Source organism: Bacillus sp. CH_48 (genome assembly GCF_038008465.1).
Lineage (GTDB): Bacteria > Bacillota > Bacilli > Bacillales > Bacillaceae_G > Bacillus_A > Bacillus_A thuringiensis_S.
In genome coordinates, this window is record NZ_JBBOZF010000001.1 from 1,975,592 (window position 1) to 1,995,535 (window position 19,944).

Below are 19,944 nucleotides of genomic sequence, written 5' to 3' on the forward strand. Positions count from 1 at the left end.
CTGTAAAACTTTCTTTCCTATACCTTTGAGCTTTTGTCATTTTCACTTTAAGCGTTTGTTTTGAAATGAGAAACGAGAATTTCAAGTTCTTGTACGATTGTTTTCATTTCAGATGATTTGTTAGCCACGATACTCATTTTGTTTACTTGATCACCAGCTGAATGTGCTGTTTGTGATGTTTCTGCAGCAACTTCGTTTGAAATAGAAGCGATATTATTTAAAGCTGCGTTCATTTCTTCAGAGCTTGCAGCCATCTCTTCAGCAGTTGCAGACATTTCTTGCATTTGCGTAGAGACTTTGTTAATGTGGTTAACAATTTCTGAGAATGAAGATCCAGCGGTACGAATAACCGTAATTCCTTCAGAAGCCTCTGCTTGACCTTGTGTCATCATGTCATTTGCTATTTTTGTATCGGCTTGAATTTGATGCAGTAAATGGTTAATGTCAGTTGCGGCTAGTTGAGATTGTTCAGCAAGTTTTCTAACTTCATCAGCAACAACAGCGAATCCTTTGCCGTGTTCACCAGCACGAGCTGCTTCAATAGAAGCATTTAAAGCGAGTAAATTTGTTTGCTCGGCGATATTAGAAATAGATTGAAGTGCAGTATCGATATGATTTGTATGTGTAATGAGTCGCTCAACTACTTGTGATGTAGCGTTAACAGCTTCGTTAATTGTATGCATTTGTGTAATAGATTTCTCAATGACTTTATTCCCATCATCTGCTTTTTCTGAGGTTGTGACAGCTAAACTAGTAACAGAAGAGGCGGCCTCAGCAATACGCTGAACACTCGTTGCCATGTCATCCATTGAGGTTGAACTTTCTTCAATGCTAGAAACTTGTGAACGAATATTGTGTTCAAGAGCATTCATAGTTTCTTGTGTCCTTGCGGTATTTTCCATAGAAGCGGTTGTTTCGATAAATACATTTTCGGAAGCTTCTTTTACACTTGTTGATGTTTGTTGAACTTGTTTTATTATATGCTGTAAGTTAGTGAGCATTTGATTAAAGGAATTTGCAATGTCACCAATTTCATCTTTACTCGTTACGTGTAATCTAGCCGTTAAATCTCCATCTTGAGAAGCTAATTCTTTCAACTTCTCATCAATTTGTCGAATTGGTTTAACGAGTTTACCAGAGAACCACCATGCTAATAAAATAGACGTTAATGTACATGTAATGAGTGAGAAGAAAATAATATATTGAATAAGTGATGAAGAAGACTCGACGTCAGCAATTAATGCGTCACGTTTCTCATTTTCTTCATTTGTATATTTATTAAAACGACCTAACAGATCATTTACATAATCTGTTTGTGCTAAAGCAATTTTAGATGCTTCGTCCCATTTTCCTTCATGCGCAAGAGGTAGTACCTCATTATCTATGACGCTACGCCATTTTCCTCCCATTAAAATGGCTTCTTTCATTCCTTCTGGGAGCTTCTTGTCACTTGTTACTTTCTCTCTAGTATCAGCTAATTTTTTCCCTTCTCGGTTGAACTTATCTAATCCTTTTTGATCATGTGATAGCAAATATTCTTGTAAACCAGCAACTTGTGCCTGGAACCAATCGCCACGTTCTTTTAAAATCGTCGCTCTTTTCGATACATCATTTTTTAACGTTTCGATTTCACTTGCTTGATTCATGGCGAATGAAAGAATAACAATAAGAGCAATGCTAAATAAAGAAGAAATGCTTAAGAGTGTGAACAGTAGTTTTTTTCGAATACTAACATATTTCATCGTTACCCCTACCCTCATTTAAACTGTTTATTATGATTTATAGATATTTGAAGCGGAATTAATAAAAACATTATTATGAAGTTATTAATCTGTTCAATGAAAATTATAGCAGATAATGGAAGGAGTCAGATTGGTATTAGAAAAAGTTCTTAAAATGTATACATTTGTATATCATAAAATCCATAAATAAATATTAGAAATGCTATTGAAATTTGAAATAACATCATGTATACTTCTAATTAGTTGATAACGATTATCAGTATCAACTAAAACATTACTCTTCGTTATGTTGGTCATACCCCTTTTTGACGACGTAAGTCAGAGACGAAATGTTGAAATATCTTGTGTCCTATTCTACAGAATTATGGTAATCTCCAACCTCAACTTATATGCGCGAGCATGCAAAAAGGATCCTATCCGTGAAGGGATCCTTTTTTGCATGCTCGCGCAATTATTGTATATAGACCGGGTATTTGTTCTTCAATTCCTTCTGGGGCAGTAGAAGGGAAGACCCACTTTTGATGAGGTCCCTGTTCTTCAATTAGTTTTTCAATCTTAAAATGTTCTTCGGCGAGTGTTGTAATAATTTCTCCTAATGTCCAGCGACGGATGGTTGTTTTCGGTAACGATTCTTTCTGCGCTTCTGTAAGAAGAATGCTATAAGCAACATCATCTTCAATCAATTCTTCATCGAAATAATTTCCATTGGCCCGAAACGATGGGTGGTCTACTCCTAATAGCTTTGTGTATATTGGATGGTAATCGCGGAGGATAAGTATTCCATCTGGCTTTAGTAGTTGAGAGATTTTGGTGAAAAGTGGTTTTAAATCTAGAAAGTAATGAAGTACACCAAGCTCCAGTAATACGATATCAAATGATTTGGAGAGATTTACATCTAGTACATCAGAAACGATGTAATGAATAGAAACGCCTGCGGCATCAGCAAGTTCATTTGCATATTTTGCATTACTTGCTGAAATATCAACAACTGTTACGTCAGAGCCTAAAAGGGCGAGAGCAACGGCCTTATTCCCTTTTGATCCTAGTAAATTAATAATACGTTTTCCTTTCGGAGATTGTATGTAAGGTAAATAGTGATCTACCTCGCGCATAGGGTCTTCCATGATTTTTTTCGCATAATCCTCCGGTGCCCCATGGCGATTCGTCCAAGCTTCATAAGCAGCTGTATTCCAGCTTTTTTCATTAATAGTGCTTAGTTGTTTTTGGTTCAATGTTATCACTCCTTTTGTGAACGTATAGTTATTCGGCAGGGGGATGGGATTTCCTTTTCTTTCTGAATAAAAGTTTGATTTTTCTGTGATTAAGTCGTACAATACTTTTTATACGTAAAAGCGTTGAAAAGGAAAAGTAGGATGAACACATTCTTTCCAGAGAGCTTCGGTAGCTGAGAAGAAGCAAGAATATTCATTTGAACAATGGCCTTTGAGCTTCGTCCTGAACTTATCAAATGATAATAGTAGGCGGCGACGAGAGTTGGTACTCGTTATCAAAACCACAGTATAAGAGCATATAGCTCCGTACTTGTTAAGGCTAATTATGTGAGTAATTGGCGAAATAAGGTGGTACCGCGACTGTTTATACAGCCCCGCCCTTATCTTTTTTAAGATAAGGGCGGGGCTTTTTTATATTTAAAAGGAGGAATGTAAGATGAGTATTTTTATTGGAGGCGCTTGGCCGTATGCAAATGGCTCGTTACATCTTGGTCATATTGCGAGTTTGTTACCTGGAGATATTTTAGCACGTTATTACCGGGCAAAAGGTGAGAATGTGTTGTATGTTTCGGGCAGTGATTGTAATGGAACACCGATTGCAATTAGAGCAAAACAAGAAGGTGTGACAGCAAAAGAAATTGCTAATAAGTACCATGAAGAATTCCAGCGATGTTTTCGTGATCTCGGTTTTACGTATGATTGCTATACACGTACCGATAGCGAGCATCATCATGAAACTGTTCAAAAAGTTTTTTTACGTTTATTGGAAGAAGGCTATATTTATAAAAAAACAGTGGAACAAGCGTACTGTAAAACGTGTACGCAGTTTTTACCGGATCGTTATGTAGAAGGAATATGTCCACATTGCCATGAAGCAGCAAGAGGCGATCAATGCGATGCGTGTTCAGCTATTTTAGATCCACTCGATTTGTTAGAAAAGACATGCAAGTTATGTGGTAGTACACCATCTGTAGAGGAAACAGAGCATTTTTATTTTGCATTGCATACATTTCAGCAGCAAATTAAAAAAGTTGTAGAAATCGCAAAAGAAAAAGGAACATGGCGTGATAATGCAATTCAATTAACGGAAAGATATGTAAAGGAAGGGTTACAAGATAGGGCTGTATCAAGAGATTTACCAATCGGGGTACCAATTCCAGTGAAAGGGTATGAAGATAAGAAAATTTACGTATGGATAGAAGCAGTGGCAGGATATTATTCAGCGAGTAAATATTGGGCTGAAGAAACAGGAAAAGATGATCATGAGTTTTGGAATAGCGATGCGCAAACATATTATGTACACGGCAAGGATAATATTCCATTTCACTCCATCATTTGGCCAGCGGTTTTACTTGGAATAGGAGAGGAAGCAATCCCGCGTCATATCGTTTCGAATGAGTATTTAACAGTTGAAAAAAGAAAGTTATCTACGAGTAAAAACTGGGCAGTATGGGTGCCTGACATATTAGAACGTTACAATCCAGATTCTATTCGTTACTTTTTAACAGTAAATGCACCAGAAAATCGTGATACTGATTTTTCATGGCGTGAATTCATTTACAGTCATAATAGTGAACTGTTAGGTGCATACGGGAACTTCGTGAACCGGACATTAAAGTTTATTGAAAAATATTATGATGGCATTGTGCCGCAGGGAACTATCAATGTAGAACTGAAGGATAAAGTAGAAGGATTATATAAAAATGTAGGAGAGGCGATTGAGCAAACTACATTTAAGGTGGCGCTAGAAACAATATTCGATGCCGTACGTTTTGCAAATAAATACTTTGATGAGAGGCAGCCTTGGAAAGAAAGAGAAGATAATCCAGTTTCATGTGAAGAAACGATTTATAATTGTATTTATCTTATTGCTAATTTTGCAAATCTCCTTGAACCATTTTTACCATTTTCAAGTGAAAGAGTTCGAAGCACATTGTCGATTGTGAACCGAAATTGGGAACCGCAAAATACGTTGCCGAATAGAATTGATAGCGTGCAGCCATTATTTGAGCGAATCGATGTAAAACAAATTGAGCATGAGATAGAGAAGCTGTATGGAGCGGCAAAATGAGATAGAGAAAAAGACCTTTCAAGTAAATGAAAGGTCTTTTGTTATGCAGTATGATTCTCTTTCTTATCTTTCAAAAAGAAAAGTACAGCAAGGATTACAAGAATAATAGCTGCAATATCATACGTTATTTTAAATGTAGTATTAAAGTTTAAGTACTCTACGAAAGGAGTTTTCACTGCTCCTGCATATATACAAACGGGAATGAGAAGTAAATCGTAAAATTTCTTTTCTTTCATATATCTTATTAGGAAGAAGATACACATAATAGCAAAAAATACGATGCTTAAAATAGTCATTTATACCTCCCGATAAATTTACTTATTTTAATTGCAGTTATATTTTTATCCCGCATTAACGGGCAGTAAGACTCCACCTCAAAATTCAGCGAAAGCGAAGCAGTTAGGTGGGGATCAACTGCCCGTAAAAGCCCGATTGGTGAGGGCTGATAATCAGTGGGGGATGAACAAAACCCCCACTAATTAAAGTTTTACTTTATATAAATTCTGTATTTTTTTCAAGCGCTATGCACGCGATTATGTTTCCTTTCTTTCCTAGCCGTAAGCAGCTGGGGAGTGAAAATTCCAAGCAATATAAAAATAATTCCAATCCACTGCATGAAGGTTACGACTTCATGTACAAGTGTAATAGAAGCGATAATAGCAGTTGGTAATTCAGCTGCACCTAATATCGTGCTAAGTCCTGTTCCAACTTTTGGTACACCGATTGAAAAACAAATGACAGGTACAACAACGCCGAATAATCCGAGGAAGAAAGCATATTTCCATAGACCAGCTTGCAGGGCACCATCTGTTAAAAAGGTCGGCGGGAAGAATAGGCATACGATAAGAGTTGCACTTGTTGTCATAAGAAAGCTTTTCGTATAAGGGGGAACATCTGTAGCAACGCGTCCGCTTGCAAAAACATAGAATGAAAAAGAGACAGCAGCTAATAGTCCAAAGATAATCCCTTTCGTAGAAAAACTTTGTCCGAGGCCTTCAAATATACCACCTGCAAACAATGTACCAGCAAATAAAATAAGGATAGATATGATCTTATCGCGGCTTGGAAATGTTCGATTTGCAATTGCTTCGATAATGACACCAATCCAAGTGAACTGAAAGAGTAGGACGACAGCGATAGATGCGGGTAGCTCTTCTACAGAAATAGCGTAGAAAATTCCAGTCATACTCATTGTTGTTCCGACGGTTAGTAATGAAAAGAATTGTTTTTTTGTTACTTTATGACGTGAAAAGAAAAGAACGAGTAGAAATAGTCCAATCCATCCGAAGACATATTGTCCCCCTAATAGTTGATGTGCTGAAAATCCACTTAGGAATCCGAGTTTGAAAATAGTTGAAAGTATGCCGTAGCTGCAAGCACCGAATAAAACGAGCAATGAATATTTAAACTTATCCATAAAAAATCCTCCTTTTAAGTAATAAAAAACGCCCGCTATCCAAATAAGGATAACGGGCGAACGAAACAGAGTAAGACACTCTACAAAATTCCGCCACTCACACATAAAGTATGAGTTTGGGGTATGTAATTATAGTGAATGCTACATTGCTTTTGGGAATACAATGGAGCATTTTACACCTTGAGCTGTGTTTTGTATTCCGTAAGGAAATTGATGTTTATCTAATATTTGTTTCACGATATATAATCCAAGACCGCTACCTTGTACTAAACCGTGTTTATCAGGGTTTGCACGATAGAAAGGCTCAAATAAATGAGCAAGTTTATCTTCATCAATTTGTGAACCTGTATTTAATACTTCTAATGCGTAACCGTTTGGTTTTTCATAAAGCTTTATATATACGTGCTGGTGGTCAATTGTATAATGAATTGCATTTGAAATAATGTTAAAAATAGCAGTTTGAATAAATTTAGGATCAGCTAAAATTTGTACGTCGTGTTTAATATTAGATTGTACATTTAATTGTTTTACAGATACAAAGTAATCTACTTTCTTCATAACATCCTCAATAATATTAGATAAAGAAATGACTTCTAAATTCGGTTTAAATTGAGGGTTTTGTATTTTGGATAATTCCGACATTTTTTCCGTTAATATGTTAATATCTTGCATCATTTCATAGGAACGTTTTAAATATTTATCTCTATCTTTATAAGCTCCAATTCCGTGAATCATGCCATCTAGTTGTCCCATAACGGCTGCGATTGGTGTTTTTAATTCATGGGATACCATAGACATAAATTCTTTACGAGATTGCTCTAATTGTTGTTCCTTTTTGAGCTCATTTCTTAAATCTTGATTGCTTGCATGTAAATTCTTCACAATATTTGGTACTTGTGAAGCGGCTACTTGCAAATTAAAATCTGTTTGATCTGTATTTTTGTTAAGTAGTTTTTTATCTGAGAAATCAAGATTCATAATATCTTTTAAAGCATCGCTCATATATTGAAAAGGTTTGGCAATTAGTTTTGTATAAATTAAAGATCCGAGTAGTGATAATGCAAGCATTGTCGCGCCAATATGTGGAGCTAATTGCTGCAACGCATCTGCTAACTTTGGATTATCATTTATATCATTTATTTTACTTGCTGCATTTTGTGTATGTAAGGCATCATTATTAGCGGCTTTCTTTTCTGCTTCTGTAAGCGGATTAGAAGTGCTATTTTTCCCCGAAAGGTTTTGTGTATGTTCTTTTGCTTTTGCAGTTTGGCTAGGCTGCAAAAGGTGATTGATAGCTGTAGAAAGAGATTTATAATCTATAATAGAAGATTGGAAATTGGAAATACTTCCCTCTGACACAGCTTTATTTTGATTCGTTTTACTTTGATTGTTTTGCCTATCTAAATCCGCCTGTTCTGTAGTCGGCGTTCCATTTTCTTTCGCAAAATGTTCTTTATCGTAGTTTGAAGCTAGAAAGTAAATAATTTGATAAAGACAAAGTGATAAAAGAATACAAAATAATAAGGTTTTGATGAAAATATTTTTGGTGATGTTGTCTTTGCTACGATTCGATTTTGTAGCCAATGCCTTTCACCGTTTTAATATAAGTAATTCCTAATTTTTTTCTTAAGTTTTTAATATGTGTATCTATAACTCTTACATCACCATAATGTTCATAGCCCCATACCTTATTCAACAAATCACTTCTTGATAATACTTTTCCTCGATTTTGCAGTAAAGTATAAATAATTTCAAATTCTTTTGTTGTCAATTCAATTTGATTACCATGAACATAAGCTGCATATGCTGTAGAGTTTAACATCAATTCATGGAATTGTAGTATAGTTGCAGCTTCTGCTTCCTTCGTTGCTGCCCTTCTTAATACAGCCTCTACACGCTTAATAAATACAGTGTAATGGAACGGTTTCGTAATATAGTCATCAATACCTAACTCAAATCCTTTAATTTCACTTTCTTCATTATGTAAGCCTGTTAACATAATGATTGGTACATCAGATTGTCCTCGCATAATTTTACAAATACTATAGCCATCTATATCTGGTAACATTACATCGAGGAGGACAAGATCGTATGAATTTTTTTGGAAAAGAAGAATACCTTCTGTTCCAGCACCAACTACATCAACAGTAAAGTTTTGTGCCATTAGAAATTCACGAATTAGTTCTTGTATATCTGGGTTGTCTTCAATCACCAGTATATGCGTCATAGTAACACCTCCTAAATAACGCTTTTTACTGCAATATTCGAATTCATCATTTTTCGAGTGACTCAGATTGTTTATACATATAATAAGCCCCCGCTATAAAATAATCATGAAGGTAGCAAGGGGAATAGTTTAGTGTTACTGAATAGTTCAGAATTACAGTAGTTCTATTATAGTATGTATTATAAAATTTATAAAACATTATAACTGTATAATTTTAATATCTACGTTTATCAATGTTTAAATATCAGCTAATCAAATCTATTCCTATTATATATGTAAATACAGTTGTTTTGCTACTGTAAATGAATAAATAAAATAAGCCAAGACATAAAATTCTTGGCTACACATAAATCTTGTTTTTAGGCTATTTTACAGTGACAGTAGCTTGCTGCTGAACGCGCTCAAATAACCAGTGTATATCATTGTTATACATACGAATACAACCAAGTGTTGTTGCTTTGCCGATTGCTTGATTATTGTTAGTTCCGTGAATTGCATAAGTTGTTCCGTAAGTTCCTGCCATATTTAATCCGAGCCAACGGTCACCAAGTGGATTACGTGGATCGCCGCCTTTAATTTTGCCTGTATAATAAGGGCGGTTTTTAATTTTATTTACGATTTGAAAAGTTCCTTTAGGTGTAGGTGTTGCTGCTTTTCCAGTAGCGACAGTAAAACTTTTTATAAATTTTCCATCCTGATAATAATCCATTTTATTTAACTGAGTGTTTACGATTAATTGATCTTTCGTTGTAGCGGCCTCTGCGCTAGCGAATGGAAGAGTTAAAAATCCTAATGATAATAGTGCGCTTAATAATAATTTTTTCATTGTTATTCTCCTTTTACTATCGTAATAGTCTTACATACAATGAAGTTGTAATCCTCGTAAAGCTTTATTTACATTTTCATCTAATGTTTCAAAGAATGCAGTGATTTTGCTGTTGTGTTTGTTGTTTTTATCAATAAGTAATCTTTCATTTAATAAAAGCTCACCACGTAGTCCAAAACTTTGAACTTGAATATTTAGCTCATCTTCATTTTCAGAAATGATTGGTAAGAAATAATGAAAAGCTTTTGTTGGAATGATGTAGCTTTTGCCAATCATGCTTTCTTGATTTGAATTAATCCATTTTTTCGTGACAATTTTAATATTCTTTTTTGAAACGATAAAAGATAGTGTTGTAGATTTTGTTAAACTTACGTCAAATTCACTTGTTTCACACATGTGTAAATTAAAAACGGTTTCATTTTGATGAGATTCAACATTTGTATTAATAAAATCGTGCATTTTATATGCTTCCATTTCGTATTCACCCTTTTTTCAATTTCGAAAACGACTTATATTTATTCAAATTAATGCTTAGTCATATATTGGTTAAATTTTTCAACAAATTCCGATATAATCTTACAATACGTATATGAAGCTAATATGAAGTTAGGATGAGTTTGTGGTGGTTTTTTATTGAGAACAAAATTAGAGGGGTTTTTAAGTGTTAAAAAATGGATAAAATTTGCATGATATTAATGCGTCTTTTTGTTATTTTGACTTAAAAAATGATTTTTACTAATTAATAAAGAACAGAAATCATTAGTGTGACCCTTACAAAAATGTAATAAAAATGTAAGCTATTGTGATAGTTATTTCGACAATTTTTTTATACAATAATAGTAAGAAGTTGTACGTGATTGAAAGGAGAGATGACATGGAATGGATTCATGAATTATTTCAGCAATACGGGTACTATGTTGTACTTGTCGGCTTGCTGTTAGAATATATTGCACTTCCGTTTCCGGGAGAGCCCACATTAGCATATGCGGGATTTTTAGCGCAGAAGGGTGATTTAAGTTTACCGATTTTAATCATTCTATCCTTTATTGGGACAAGTGTAGGAATGACGATTCAATACTTTTTAGGAAATAAATTAGGTATGCCTTTCATTCAAAAGTATGGAAAATACGTATTTTTAACACAAAGAAAAATTGATTTAACGAGAATGTGGTTTGATAAGTATGGGTACTTCCTGATTTTTATTGGTTTCTTTATTCCTGGTGTACGTCATTTCACAGGATACTTTGCAGGAATTATTAATTTACCATTCCGTCGTTTTGCCATTACAATTTATTCAGGCGCTCTATTTTGGGTATCATTCTTCTTAATCGGTGGTTACTGGTTAGGTGGAAACTTACATGATATCTTTGGAGCGTTAGAAGGTCATATCGGTAAAATCATTTTTGGAGTGATTGTGATTGTAGCGGTTACGTTAAGTATTCGTTTCCGTAAGCAGTTAAAACGAGTATTACTACAAAACGCAAGCTAATATGAAATCCATTCTATGTCAGAATTTAGGAGAGCAGTGCAAAAGCACTGCCTTTTTTATTTTATCCCGCTATTTGCCGGGCGGTAAGACCCACACCTCAAAATTCAGCGGAAGCAAAGAAGTTAGGTGGGGGCCCTGTTGCCCGTAAAAGCCCGATTGGTGAGGGTTGATTAAAATTTTACTTTATATTCCAATCTATTTTTAACTTTCCTTTTAGCTGATTTCCACTAACTATAATGTAATAAGTTCCTGTCTTAATTGCCGCGAAATGATATGTATTAGGGCCAGCTGGAGCTAAGTAATTTTCTTCCTCTTGAAATTCACTAGCCATTTTTACGTCTCCCATGTAGCCATTCGAATTTTCAGCTCGTGATTCAATGGTGAATTCTAATATGTCACCTCGTTTTAGTTCAATTGGGACTTTATGTTCACCACTAAAATGTTGAAAAGATGCTTCGAAAGAGTTATCTGTTTTTGTTTCGACCCATTGTTCTTTTGATGTTCCAAACCTTTCTAAATCTACTAATTTGATTGTAATAAATATAATAAACATAATGCTTGGTACGAAATATTGTACCCACTTAAATTTTGTTGCTATGACTGTAAATAAAAAGAAAGAAAGAGAACATACTGCTCCAATTGATCCGAGTAACAAGAACTGTATTAGACTAGCTTCTTTAAATATTAGGAAGGGAAGAAAAAATAAATAGCCGCAAAAAATATAAAGTAATATTGTCTTCATTCTTGTATGTGTTTTTAATTTCAATTTATCGATGCAAATAGAACAAAAAATTGCATATGCAGCAAGAATAGGAACGAAGGGAACAAATAGTAGTTCTCGTAATCCAGCTAAGAAACTATATAATGTTTGTTGACTAGTTGTTAAGAGAAGCGTGCTAATAAGTGATAATAACAAGAAAGTCGCTGTAAGCTTAGTAAGAATATAGGAAAAAGTAGATATTTTATTCATATGTCACTTCCTTTGTTTAATATTTCACATTCATTATATAGGTTATTTCCATCATAATACATATTTATTTTTGTCAATTATTAACGTCAAAATGACAATTATAATTGACAAAAATAAGGATATTATTTACAATTTTAATTAAATAAATGAAAAAGAGGGAAGACATGAAGCTTCAAAATCGAGTGAGGGAATTGCGAGCAAAGCATCGTTTATCACAAGGGGATTTAGGGAAAGCGATTGGATCATCACGGCAAACGATTAGTTTAATTGAGCGCGGGGATTATGCACCATCTATTGTATTGTCGTTAAAAATCGCACAAATTTTCAATGTATCGGTGGAGGAAATATTCACGTTAGTGGAGGGGGAAGAGGATGATGAAGAGTAAACGAAAAAAACAATTTGATTCTGTGGGGAAAATAGCATTAAGTATGATGGGTGGCTTTTTAACGTCTTATATAGCTTTAAATTTACTCTCGGATGAACCGAGAAAATTATCATCCAATACATTTATAGGCATATGTACTATTTTTGGAATCTTAATGATGTACTACACTTGGAAGAATACGCGTATGTTAGCGGAGGCACGCGATGAAGAAGAGAGCGTACAAGGCAGAAAATTAGGCATTATAAGTATATATTTACGTGTAGGTGATATAGTGACGCAGGCATGGTTTGTATATGCAGTTATTACATGTAGACGTGCACTGTTGCAGGATACTAATGTTTCATTTGCGGTGTGGAATTTAGTAGCTTCTATTGTTTGTTTAACTACTGTAGTGATTATCGGGCTCATAACAAAAAATCGTTATAATAAGCTATACCCTGAACAAGGTGTAACGTATATGGAATCTATGAAAATGTGGACGAAAAACGCAGATGAAGGATTAAAGCACATTGTGCATGAGGCTGGATATAAAGCGTATGAATTTACGAATACAATATTGGCATATGTATGGTGGGCTGCCGTTATATATACAGCTGCTAGTGATATCGATTTTGTGTTAATTGGTTTAATCTCATTTATTTGGATATTGCATCTCGGGAAGTTCATGTACGAAATGCAGAGAAAAATGATTTATTAAGGGGAGAAAAAGGTGGATATTTTAAGAAGGCCAGCTGGCTCAATGACAGTGGCGCTAATTCTGTCCATTTTATACGGAGTAATCCGAACTGGGAAATTAGAAGTAATTTTGAACCTATGGGCAATAGTTGGAATTTCATTGTTAGTGTTAGCCATTCATGAGCTAGGACATGTAGTATTTGGTGTAATAGGTGGTTTAACATTTAAATTTATGACAGTAGGACCCATTACTATTCAAAAAGAAAAGGGAAAATTACGCATTCGAGAAAATAAATTATGGGCGTACTTTGGAGGTGTTGCAACATTAGTACCACCTTCTATAGAGACACCGAATCTTTCGAAAAAGTGGGCGTGGCTCACTTTAGGTGGACCGATTACGAGTTTACTATTTGGTATTACTTCCGGTTACATATACATGGTGAGTTATTATCAATATCTTTTATATTTTTCCTTTTTCCATTTTGCAATCTTTGCGGTTACAATTGTGCCGATAAAAGGAATGCTTATGAGTGATGGGATGCAATTTCTTATTTTAATTAAAGATGATGAAAGAGCTAGAAATCACTTATATGAGATTCAAATATCGAGTGAGTTATTTAGTTATAAAAGACCGAAAGATTGGGATGAAAGATTAGTAGAACTTAGTGAGGAGAAAATAAAAGAGAATAAAGGGATAAGGGAGATAATGAGTAGACTTATGCTCGTCTTTTTTGCTCGTGCAGATCAAGAGGGAATGGAAAGAGCGATACCGTATATAGAACGAATTGTTCAATTACCTGTAACGAAAGAAAATAAGTTTTTCGTTAGTAGTTTTCATAGTTGGTACCTTTTATATAAAGCCCTTTATCAGATGGATAGTCTTTCTTTGCAAGAAGCAAAGGAACATGCAAAGGCTATTACAAAAATGGACCTAAGTGGATATTACCGTACACAAGGGATTATTAAATATGTAGAGGGCAATATGGAAGCGTCCCGTACTTATATGAAGAAAGCCGATCAAGAATTAAAGAGCGCCGAGAAGAGTGAGATGGGATATTTACAATTAGAAAGAGAATGGTTTAAGCAGCTGAAAGAGAGGGTATCTTACGATGGGTGAGGTATCCTCTTTTTTATATGTCATCTTATGCCGTTCCATAAACAGCCTAGGGCGAGTAAAATGAGATAAGAAGAGCAAAGCTTGGAGGAAGTAAATATGGAAATTTTATCAATTATTTTGATAGTCTTGCTCATTTATGTTGTTTTTAAAGTAGCATATGTAGCATTAAAGATACTCGCGATCCTATTGATTATCTTTTTAATCGTAGAGTTCGGCAGTAAGTTGCTTGGGGGATAGGGTATGTTGTACGTTTTGGATGTCTAAGGTTGTCGTTAAATCGATATCTTGTGCCGAATCGTTGATATAATGAAAAAATCGTTGATATAAGTGGAGAAACGATCGATATATTTGAAAAATCGTTGATATATTTAAGTGAATACGAAGTGGGGTATGTGGAAAAGAAGTTGCCGTTGGGTAGCTTCTTTTTATTGTAGTGCCGGTGTATGCAAACCAACATAAAAAAGCTGGAAGAATTCCTTCCAGCTTAAGAGTTACTTTCAATTTGGCGACCGCTATCTTCTTCATTGTCTTGTAATAGGTTGAATACGTCTGCTAAGCAGAATGCAATGAACCAAGTCCATAGACCGTGGAAGAAAGCTGAGCTTAATTGAAGTGGTAATGTATAGTTTGTCATTGAGTAGGAAATACATCCACCAACGATTCCAATCATTGTTAATAACATTGTTTTCTGAGCATTTTCTTCTGGATTGAAGAGGAAGTAAATGTATCCGCCTAAAATTGAAGCGCTTACAAGTGTTTCGATTCCATTAAAAATGATATTCTCTCCAAGCTGTGTGTTTGTCCAGAAACAAATCGTACCGCCGATAATAGCAAACAGGACAGCTATTGTATATCGTATATATTGATTCATATGTTCATCTCCCTATGTAATAAGATGATTTGGAAGTCAAAAAGGTAGGTATAGTATATTGAAGTGAGTTTTAATTGTACGTATCTTTTTATAAAAAGATCATTGAAGAGTAACTAAGATGATCGGTTGTTTAAACCGTTACGTGTATGGTGTCTGAAATATACCCGACTGCTCGTTTCTTTTTGCTTGTAAAATAAGAGAAACTTCCAAGTCTATATACTCTTTTTTTGTGAGTCTGCTTTCATTATAACACATTTAGGGACATAATAATAGAATTATCTGATTTTGTAATAAGTGTAAAAAATAAAAAGCGTAAGGAAATACCATTAACAATGCAGTTTAGTGGAAGAAGGATTTTAATTTATTATGATGAAATATGTAATCAAGGTGAGATCTAAGAAGGAGGCTTAAATACAATAAAAAATGTTTTGTAGCATGAATGTAAGGGAGGGGAGCTAACTTGGAGATCACAACAGAAAGATTAATAATTAGACCTTTTAAGAGTACTGATTTACAGGATGTATTTGCTATTTATAATAATGATGATACATGTAAGTTCCTATTACATAATAAGTGGACTCATGAAGACATGCAGAAAAGATTTAATAAGAAGCTAGCAAACAATGCACTTACTGAAGAATCAATATTAAGTTTGGCAGTTATATACAAGACTAAAGTAGTTGGTGATTTATCCGTATGGTACACAAATATGAAGGATACTGTTGAGATTGGTTATAGTTTTTCAAATGAAGTAGTTGGAAGAGGTTTGGCAACAGAAGCAGTAAGTAGTTTGGTATTTAAATTATTTAATGAATGTAATGTACATCGTATACAAGCTAATCTTGATGCACGTAATACAGCTTCAAAAAAATTGTGTGAACGAATAGGTATGAGAAAGGAAGCCCATTTCATACAAGATTTTTGGAATAAAAATGAATGGACAGATAGTTTTGTATATGGAATGCTATCCTCCGATTTGTAGTAATAAACTTCGTGATTTTATTATGCTAAAGGGTGCGTTAGTTGAATAACAAAGGGCATAACATAGTATATATGACTAATATGTTATGCCCTTTAATGTATTAACCTTTTTTATATACGTTTGAAACGGCCGACAATTTCAACTGTTTCAGTAATGTTCATAAATGCTTTGTTATCCACTTGACGGATAATACGTTTCATTTCGCCTAACTCATAGCGAGTCACGACAGTGTAAATCATTTTTTTCTTATGGTTTGTATAGCCGCCGACAGCGTCTACCATTGTCACCCCGCGTATGCCGTGATGTAGTAGTGCGCTTTTTATTTCCTCGCCTTTTTCTGTAATAGTCATTATCGTTAATTTAATATGTTTCGTATGCACAGCATCGATAACTTTGCTGACTACAAATCGACTAATTAACGTATAAAGTGTAATATCCCATCCGAAAATAAAACCTGCTGCGACAAGTAAGATTAAGTTGAATACAAATATGATTGCTCCAATTGAAACATCTCGATATTTTGCTACAATCAATCCAACAACATCAAAACCACCTGTTGAAGAAGCAAATCGGAATATAATTCCTGAAGCTGCTCCGCAGATAACACCACCGAATACAGAAGAAAGTAAAATATCGTCTGAAACTTGGTGTACCGGGATAATATTCATCGCTAAAGATGACACAGCTACAAAGTACGCTGTTAAAAAGGTTGTCTTCTTGCCTAAGTAAAAGTGACTTAAAATAAGAAGAGGAATGTTTAGTAAAAAGATAAGTGCACCGATATTGTAGTGCATTAAATAACCGATAATCATCCCTACACCAGCGAATCCACCGCTAATCATATTATGCGGGATAAAAAACATATTCATAGAAATTGCATACAAAATAGAAGCTATAAAAATAACAACCAACTGTATCATAAATTCTAAATGAAATGTTTTAGCTGCTGGGAAGGATAAAAAGGCGGTGTCGGGAACGTAATCGGCGTCTCCTAGTTGACCCATAGTATGTTTCATCTCCATATTCATTTTTGATTACAAGAAGAGAATAAAGGTTTTTTCAAAAACTGGCAATAGTTTTATTATAATGCAAAAATTTTATAAATTTCTAATAAATCAAGCCTATTCATTGATGTGCGTGAATATACTAAAGAAAGCGAATACAACGTTTCTTAATTATTGTTTTCTTGAGAAAATATGCAAAATACTTTTTTTGAAAATAAAAGGAAATAGAGAATGTTTGCCTAATGTGCTAAAATGACCTTATTAAGGATGTGAAGCGATGGAATTTTTATTGCAGGATGCAATTTTATATATATCGTTTGTAACGACGGCACTTTGTTTATTAGAAGTTTTCTTCCTTGCTAATGTTTCTCGCTTTGTGCGTCAACAAGCATCAAGCGGTAGACAAAGAGCTTTTGCGTTAGTTGATACATGTGAAGATAGTGCGGGAAATGTACCGCTATTTTCTATTTTTTATAAATATGGAATGATTCGTTCTGTACGTAGACAAGAATCAAGTGAAGAGAATGATGAGGTCGGTCCGTATACACCAATGTTTCGCTAAATAATTACGAAACATTGGAGGAATGAACATGTTAAAATCATACCGAGCTGTGCTCGTTAGTTTATCATTATTACTTGTTTTTGTTTTATCTGGCTGCAGTAATGCAGCCCCAATTGATGCACATAGTACTGGGATTTGGGATCATTATTTCGTATATCCAATCTCGTTTATGATTCAATTTGTTGCTCATCATATACCTGGAGCTAGCTTTGGGATTGCAATCATTATTATGACGCTCGTTATTCGTTCAGCAATGATTCCATTAGCTGTTTCACAATATCGTAGCCAAGCGAAAATGAAGAAAATGCAACCTGAATTGCAGAAGCTAAAGAAAAAGTACGGTGATGTAGGCAAAGATCTTGAAAAACAAAAGCAGTATCAAAAAGAAATGTCAGAGCTAATGAAATCAGGCGGTTGGAATCCACTTGCTGGTTGCTGGCCAATTTTTATACAAATGCCGATTTTCTCTGCTTTGTATTATGCGATTAGCAGAACGGAAGAGATTCGCACATCTTCTTTTTTATGGGTGAACTTAGGACATGCAGATCCATATCATATATTACCGATTATTGCAGCGTTAACGACATTTATTCAGATGAAAGTTTTCCAATCTAATATTACACCTGGAGAACAAGTACAGATGCTAAAGATACAGCAAATTATGATGCCGGCAATGATTCTATTTATGGGGTTTGCGGCGCCATCAGGACTTGTATTGTACTGGATAACAGGTAACTTATTTACAATGACACAAACAATCGTATTAAGAAAAATAATGGAACGTGAAGAGTTACAATTACAAAAAGCATAGAGAAACACCGCTCATTATGAGCGGTGTTTTTTATTCGAAACGTTAAGGGAATTTTAAGAAACCAACATTACTATTGGCATTGTATACGAAAGTGTACATGCTTTAGAAATATGAAGGAGGAAATTTCCTATGAAGAAGAAAACAGTTGGGTATTTAGCGATTGCAGGTGCTTTATCATTCGGAATCATTGGAGGAGTCGGTATTCCGGCATTCGCGGCAACGAATACTCCAGCAGCTGAACAGTCTACAAAAACGGCGAAAAAGGATTTGGATGACGCTACAAAACAAAAAGTAAAAACAATTATGGACGATACAAAGAAACAGTTAGAGAAACTAGGTGTAAAGCTTCCGGAGAAAGAGAAGCGTAAAGACATGTTTGCAGGATTAGATGATCAGGCGAAAGCAAAAGCGAAGTCGATTTTAGAGCAAAAGAAATCTGGAAAATTAACGCATGAGCAAGCAAAAGAGGAATTAACAAAGCTAGGCGTGAAAATGCCGGAGAAAGGTAAGCATGGAGACATGTTTGCTAACTTAGATGAACAGGCGAAAGAGAAAGCGAAGTCGATTTTAGAGCAAAAGAAATCTGGAAAATTAACGCATGAGCAAGCAAAAGAAGAATTAACAAAATTAGGTGTGAAACTTCCAGAAAAAGAGAAGCGTGAAGACATCTTTGCGGGATTAGATGAAGCAACAAAAACAAAAGCAAAAGCGATTTTAGACAATGAAAAGAAACAATTAGAGGAATTAAATGTGGATCTTCCGCATCACAAGTTTTTTATGAAAAAAGAAGATAAATAATTGATTTATGTATCTTTCGTGGGGCAACCGGAAGGTACATGCGAGGACCGATTTCTACTTATAGAAATCGGTCTCTTTTAATGATTCAATAAGATTCTTTTCATTGTTAGTATGTATCCGAAGACGCAGTAGAAGATTGCAAAACCGATAAACACTTCCGTATATTGATATTTACCCAATACGTAGAAGGAAACAGCTGGTATAATAGCTACCGCTAAAATGCTATAACCAGGATACTTGTTTCGATACATGATAGCGAATAGAACAGAGAGAAACGTAGCGATGATACAAAAGACAGCAATCATTATTGGTACACCTCCTAAATGAATTATACCATTTTTAGGGAATTAGAGAAGTTTTGTATCTTCTGTTATAATATAAGAAGAGAAATATTTCCTATGTTATATAAAAAAATATATTGATTTTTTCTAACAATTCAATATAATGAACAATAACTACAAAATTCGACATCAAGAAGTGATGATGAGGACACGATTAATTTTTTACGATTCCCAGAGAGGGAAGCCTTTGGCTGTGAGCTTCCTAATACGGAAAAATAGATTACCACCTCTGAACTGCAGCAGTGAACGAACATCTAGTAATTGCTTGCCGGCAAAAACCGTTATTTAGACTTGAGAAATTGGTGAAGTGTGTTACTTTGCGAATTGAAACAAGGGTGGAACCACGAATACAACACTCGTCCCTTTTTTAGGGAGGAGTGTTTTTTTATTTCATTTTTGCATCACACTAGAATTGGAAGGAGG

22 protein-coding genes and 2 other annotated features are annotated in these 19,944 nt (G+C 34.7%); of the genes, 10 read left to right on the forward strand and 12 right to left on the reverse strand.

Features of this window, described 5'->3' with window-relative positions; translation table 11 throughout:
- Positions 1–47 precede the first annotated feature (47 nt).
- Both N2V92_RS09685 and N2V92_RS09690 read right to left on the reverse strand, forming a co-directional pair.
- A complete protein-coding gene (locus tag N2V92_RS09685; protein ID WP_000878434.1) occupies positions 48–1,742 on the reverse strand; it encodes a methyl-accepting chemotaxis protein in 1,695 nt (564 codons plus the stop codon).
- A gap of 413 nt (positions 1,743–2,155) precedes the next feature.
- The gene (locus tag N2V92_RS09690; protein WP_001072257.1) at positions 2,156–2,974 is read right to left on the reverse strand and encodes a class I SAM-dependent methyltransferase; all 819 of its coding nucleotides are present in this window, start codon (positions 2,972–2,974) and stop codon (positions 2,156–2,158) included.
- A gap of 114 nt (positions 2,975–3,088) precedes the next feature.
- Positions 3,089–3,359, forward strand: a binding site (T-box leader).
- 51 nt (positions 3,360–3,410) lie between these two features.
- Between N2V92_RS09690 and metG the strand changes: the two genes are divergently transcribed.
- A complete protein-coding gene (gene metG / locus N2V92_RS09695; protein WP_000021588.1) occupies positions 3,411–5,045 on the forward strand; it encodes a methionine--tRNA ligase in 1,635 nt (544 codons plus the stop codon).
- 41 nt (positions 5,046–5,086) lie between these two features.
- Here metG and N2V92_RS09700 read toward each other — a convergent pair whose 3' ends face one another.
- From N2V92_RS09700 to N2V92_RS09725, 6 genes are all read right to left on the reverse strand, one after another.
- The gene (locus N2V92_RS09700) at positions 5,087–5,341 is read right to left on the reverse strand and encodes a hypothetical protein (RefSeq protein WP_000154129.1); all 255 of its coding nucleotides are present in this window, start codon (positions 5,339–5,341) and stop codon (positions 5,087–5,089) included.
- Positions 5,342–5,559: 218 nt separating this feature from the next.
- Positions 5,560–6,462, reverse strand: a complete 903-nt coding sequence (locus N2V92_RS09705; protein WP_000357151.1) for an EamA family transporter — start codon at positions 6,460–6,462, stop codon at positions 5,560–5,562.
- Between the two features lie 141 nt (positions 6,463–6,603).
- Positions 6,604–8,046 carry a sensor histidine kinase gene (locus N2V92_RS09710; RefSeq protein WP_000201951.1) on the reverse strand — a complete coding sequence of 481 codons (1,443 nt, stop codon included), beginning with the start codon at positions 8,044–8,046 and terminating at the stop codon, positions 6,604–6,606.
- Complete coding sequence (locus N2V92_RS09715; RefSeq protein ID WP_000148834.1) at positions 8,024–8,689, reverse strand: response regulator transcription factor; 666 nt, start codon at positions 8,687–8,689, stop codon at positions 8,024–8,026. The genes N2V92_RS09710 and N2V92_RS09715 overlap by 23 nt, the downstream gene beginning before the upstream one ends.
- A gap of 364 nt (positions 8,690–9,053) precedes the next feature.
- Positions 9,054–9,515, reverse strand: coding sequence for a L,D-transpeptidase (locus N2V92_RS09720; protein WP_000735061.1), 462 nt, complete (start codon positions 9,513–9,515; stop codon positions 9,054–9,056).
- 30 nt (positions 9,516–9,545) lie between these two features.
- Positions 9,546–9,989: a DUF3978 domain-containing protein gene (locus N2V92_RS09725; protein ID WP_000388763.1), complete on the reverse strand. Its 444-nt coding sequence runs from the start codon at positions 9,987–9,989 to the stop codon at positions 9,546–9,548.
- Between the two features lie 400 nt (positions 9,990–10,389).
- On the opposite strand from N2V92_RS09725, the gene N2V92_RS09730 reads away from it, so the two are divergent.
- Positions 10,390–11,004 carry a DedA family protein gene (locus N2V92_RS09730; protein ID WP_000454763.1) on the forward strand — a complete coding sequence of 205 codons (615 nt, stop codon included), beginning with the start codon at positions 10,390–10,392 and terminating at the stop codon, positions 11,002–11,004.
- 178 nt (positions 11,005–11,182) lie between these two features.
- Here the strand turns inward: N2V92_RS09730 and N2V92_RS09735 are convergent, their stop codons facing one another.
- Entirely contained in the window at positions 11,183–11,974 is a 792-nt protein-coding gene (locus N2V92_RS09735) for a hypothetical protein (RefSeq protein ID WP_016078143.1), read from the reverse strand.
- A 164-nt stretch (positions 11,975–12,138) separates the two neighbouring features.
- On the opposite strand from N2V92_RS09735, the gene N2V92_RS09740 reads away from it, so the two are divergent.
- The 4 genes from N2V92_RS09740 to N2V92_RS09755 all read left to right on the forward strand — a co-directional run bounded on the left by N2V92_RS09740 (position 12,139) and on the right by N2V92_RS09755 (position 14,389).
- A complete protein-coding gene (locus N2V92_RS09740; RefSeq protein WP_000776170.1) occupies positions 12,139–12,360 on the forward strand; it encodes a helix-turn-helix transcriptional regulator in 222 nt (73 codons plus the stop codon).
- Entirely contained in the window at positions 12,350–13,057 is a 708-nt protein-coding gene (locus N2V92_RS09745) for a DUF3169 family protein (RefSeq protein WP_000837717.1), read from the forward strand. Before N2V92_RS09740 ends, N2V92_RS09745 begins: the two co-directional genes overlap by 11 nt.
- A gap of 42 nt (positions 13,058–13,099) precedes the next feature.
- On the forward strand, positions 13,100–14,152 hold the full coding sequence (locus N2V92_RS09750) for a hypothetical protein (protein WP_002083694.1): 1,053 nt from the start codon (positions 13,100–13,102) through the stop codon (positions 14,150–14,152).
- A 96-nt stretch (positions 14,153–14,248) separates the two neighbouring features.
- The gene (locus N2V92_RS09755; protein WP_000404758.1) at positions 14,249–14,389 is read left to right on the forward strand and encodes a DUF3985 family protein; all 141 of its coding nucleotides are present in this window, start codon (positions 14,249–14,251) and stop codon (positions 14,387–14,389) included.
- A gap of 247 nt (positions 14,390–14,636) precedes the next feature.
- Here the strand turns inward: N2V92_RS09755 and N2V92_RS09760 are convergent, their stop codons facing one another.
- Positions 14,637–15,023 (reverse strand): DUF3938 domain-containing protein, encoded by a 387-nt coding sequence (locus N2V92_RS09760; RefSeq protein WP_001077773.1) that lies wholly within the window; start codon positions 15,021–15,023, stop codon positions 14,637–14,639.
- Positions 15,024–15,483: 460 nt separating this feature from the next.
- Between N2V92_RS09760 and N2V92_RS09765 the strand changes: the two genes are divergently transcribed.
- A complete protein-coding gene (locus tag N2V92_RS09765; RefSeq protein WP_000406909.1) occupies positions 15,484–16,005 on the forward strand; it encodes a GNAT family N-acetyltransferase in 522 nt (173 codons plus the stop codon).
- Positions 16,006–16,115: 110 nt separating this feature from the next.
- On the opposite strand, the gene N2V92_RS09770 is transcribed toward N2V92_RS09765, so the two are convergent.
- Complete coding sequence (locus N2V92_RS09770) at positions 16,116–17,009, reverse strand: YitT family protein (protein WP_000530044.1); 894 nt, start codon at positions 17,007–17,009, stop codon at positions 16,116–16,118.
- Positions 17,010–17,286: 277 nt separating this feature from the next.
- Between N2V92_RS09770 and N2V92_RS09775 the strand changes: the two genes are divergently transcribed.
- From N2V92_RS09775 to N2V92_RS09785, 3 genes are all read left to right on the forward strand, one after another.
- On the forward strand, positions 17,287–17,571 hold the full coding sequence (locus N2V92_RS09775; protein WP_000394930.1) for a hypothetical protein: 285 nt from the start codon (positions 17,287–17,289) through the stop codon (positions 17,569–17,571).
- 28 nt (positions 17,572–17,599) lie between these two features.
- Positions 17,600–18,382: a membrane protein insertase YidC gene (yidC, locus tag N2V92_RS09780; RefSeq protein WP_000920528.1), complete on the forward strand. Its 783-nt coding sequence runs from the start codon at positions 17,600–17,602 to the stop codon at positions 18,380–18,382.
- Between the two features lie 129 nt (positions 18,383–18,511).
- The gene (locus N2V92_RS09785; RefSeq protein WP_000730844.1) at positions 18,512–19,180 is read left to right on the forward strand and encodes a hypothetical protein; all 669 of its coding nucleotides are present in this window, start codon (positions 18,512–18,514) and stop codon (positions 19,178–19,180) included.
- A 77-nt stretch (positions 19,181–19,257) separates the two neighbouring features.
- On the opposite strand, the gene N2V92_RS09790 is transcribed toward N2V92_RS09785, so the two are convergent.
- Entirely contained in the window at positions 19,258–19,485 is a 228-nt protein-coding gene (locus N2V92_RS09790) for a hypothetical protein (protein ID WP_000562245.1), read from the reverse strand.
- Between the two features lie 166 nt (positions 19,486–19,651).
- Positions 19,652–19,888, forward strand: a binding site (T-box leader).
- The last annotated feature ends 56 nt before the right edge of the window (positions 19,889–19,944 follow it).

Coding starts and splice junctions, on each gene's coding strand:
- N2V92_RS09685 (WP_000878434.1), bottom strand. CDS start 1,742: ATGAAATATGTTAGTATTCGAAAAAAACTACTGTTCACACTCTTAAGC.
- metG (WP_000021588.1), top strand. CDS start 3,411: ATGAGTATTTTTATTGGAGGCGCTTGGCCGTATGCAAATGGCTCGTTA.
- N2V92_RS09700 (WP_000154129.1), bottom strand. CDS start 5,341: ATGACTATTTTAAGCATCGTATTTTTTGCTATTATGTGTATCTTCTTC.
- N2V92_RS09705 (WP_000357151.1), bottom strand. CDS start 6,462: ATGGATAAGTTTAAATATTCATTGCTCGTTTTATTCGGTGCTTGCAGC.
- N2V92_RS09715 (WP_000148834.1), bottom strand. CDS start 8,689: ATGACGCATATACTGGTGATTGAAGACAACCCAGATATACAAGAACTA.
- N2V92_RS09720 (WP_000735061.1), bottom strand. CDS start 9,515: ATGAAAAAATTATTATTAAGCGCACTATTATCATTAGGATTTTTAACT.
- N2V92_RS09725 (WP_000388763.1), bottom strand. CDS start 9,989: ATGGAAGCATATAAAATGCACGATTTTATTAATACAAATGTTGAATCT.
- N2V92_RS09730 (WP_000454763.1), top strand. CDS start 10,390: ATGGAATGGATTCATGAATTATTTCAGCAATACGGGTACTATGTTGTA.
- N2V92_RS09735 (WP_016078143.1), bottom strand. CDS start 11,974: ATGAATAAAATATCTACTTTTTCCTATATTCTTACTAAGCTTACAGCG.
- N2V92_RS09740 (WP_000776170.1), top strand. CDS start 12,139: ATGAAGCTTCAAAATCGAGTGAGGGAATTGCGAGCAAAGCATCGTTTA.
- N2V92_RS09745 (WP_000837717.1), top strand. CDS start 12,350: ATGAAGAGTAAACGAAAAAAACAATTTGATTCTGTGGGGAAAATAGCA.
- N2V92_RS09750 (WP_002083694.1), top strand. CDS start 13,100: ATGACAGTGGCGCTAATTCTGTCCATTTTATACGGAGTAATCCGAACT.
- N2V92_RS09755 (WP_000404758.1), top strand. CDS start 14,249: ATGGAAATTTTATCAATTATTTTGATAGTCTTGCTCATTTATGTTGTT.
- N2V92_RS09760 (WP_001077773.1), bottom strand. CDS start 15,023: ATGAATCAATATATACGATATACAATAGCTGTCCTGTTTGCTATTATC.
- N2V92_RS09770 (WP_000530044.1), bottom strand. CDS start 17,009: ATGGGTCAACTAGGAGACGCCGATTACGTTCCCGACACCGCCTTTTTA.
- N2V92_RS09775 (WP_000394930.1), top strand. CDS start 17,287: ATGGAATTTTTATTGCAGGATGCAATTTTATATATATCGTTTGTAACG.
- yidC (WP_000920528.1), top strand. CDS start 17,600: ATGTTAAAATCATACCGAGCTGTGCTCGTTAGTTTATCATTATTACTT.
- N2V92_RS09785 (WP_000730844.1), top strand. CDS start 18,512: ATGAAGAAGAAAACAGTTGGGTATTTAGCGATTGCAGGTGCTTTATCA.
- N2V92_RS09790 (WP_000562245.1), bottom strand. CDS start 19,485: ATGATTGCTGTCTTTTGTATCATCGCTACGTTTCTCTCTGTTCTATTC.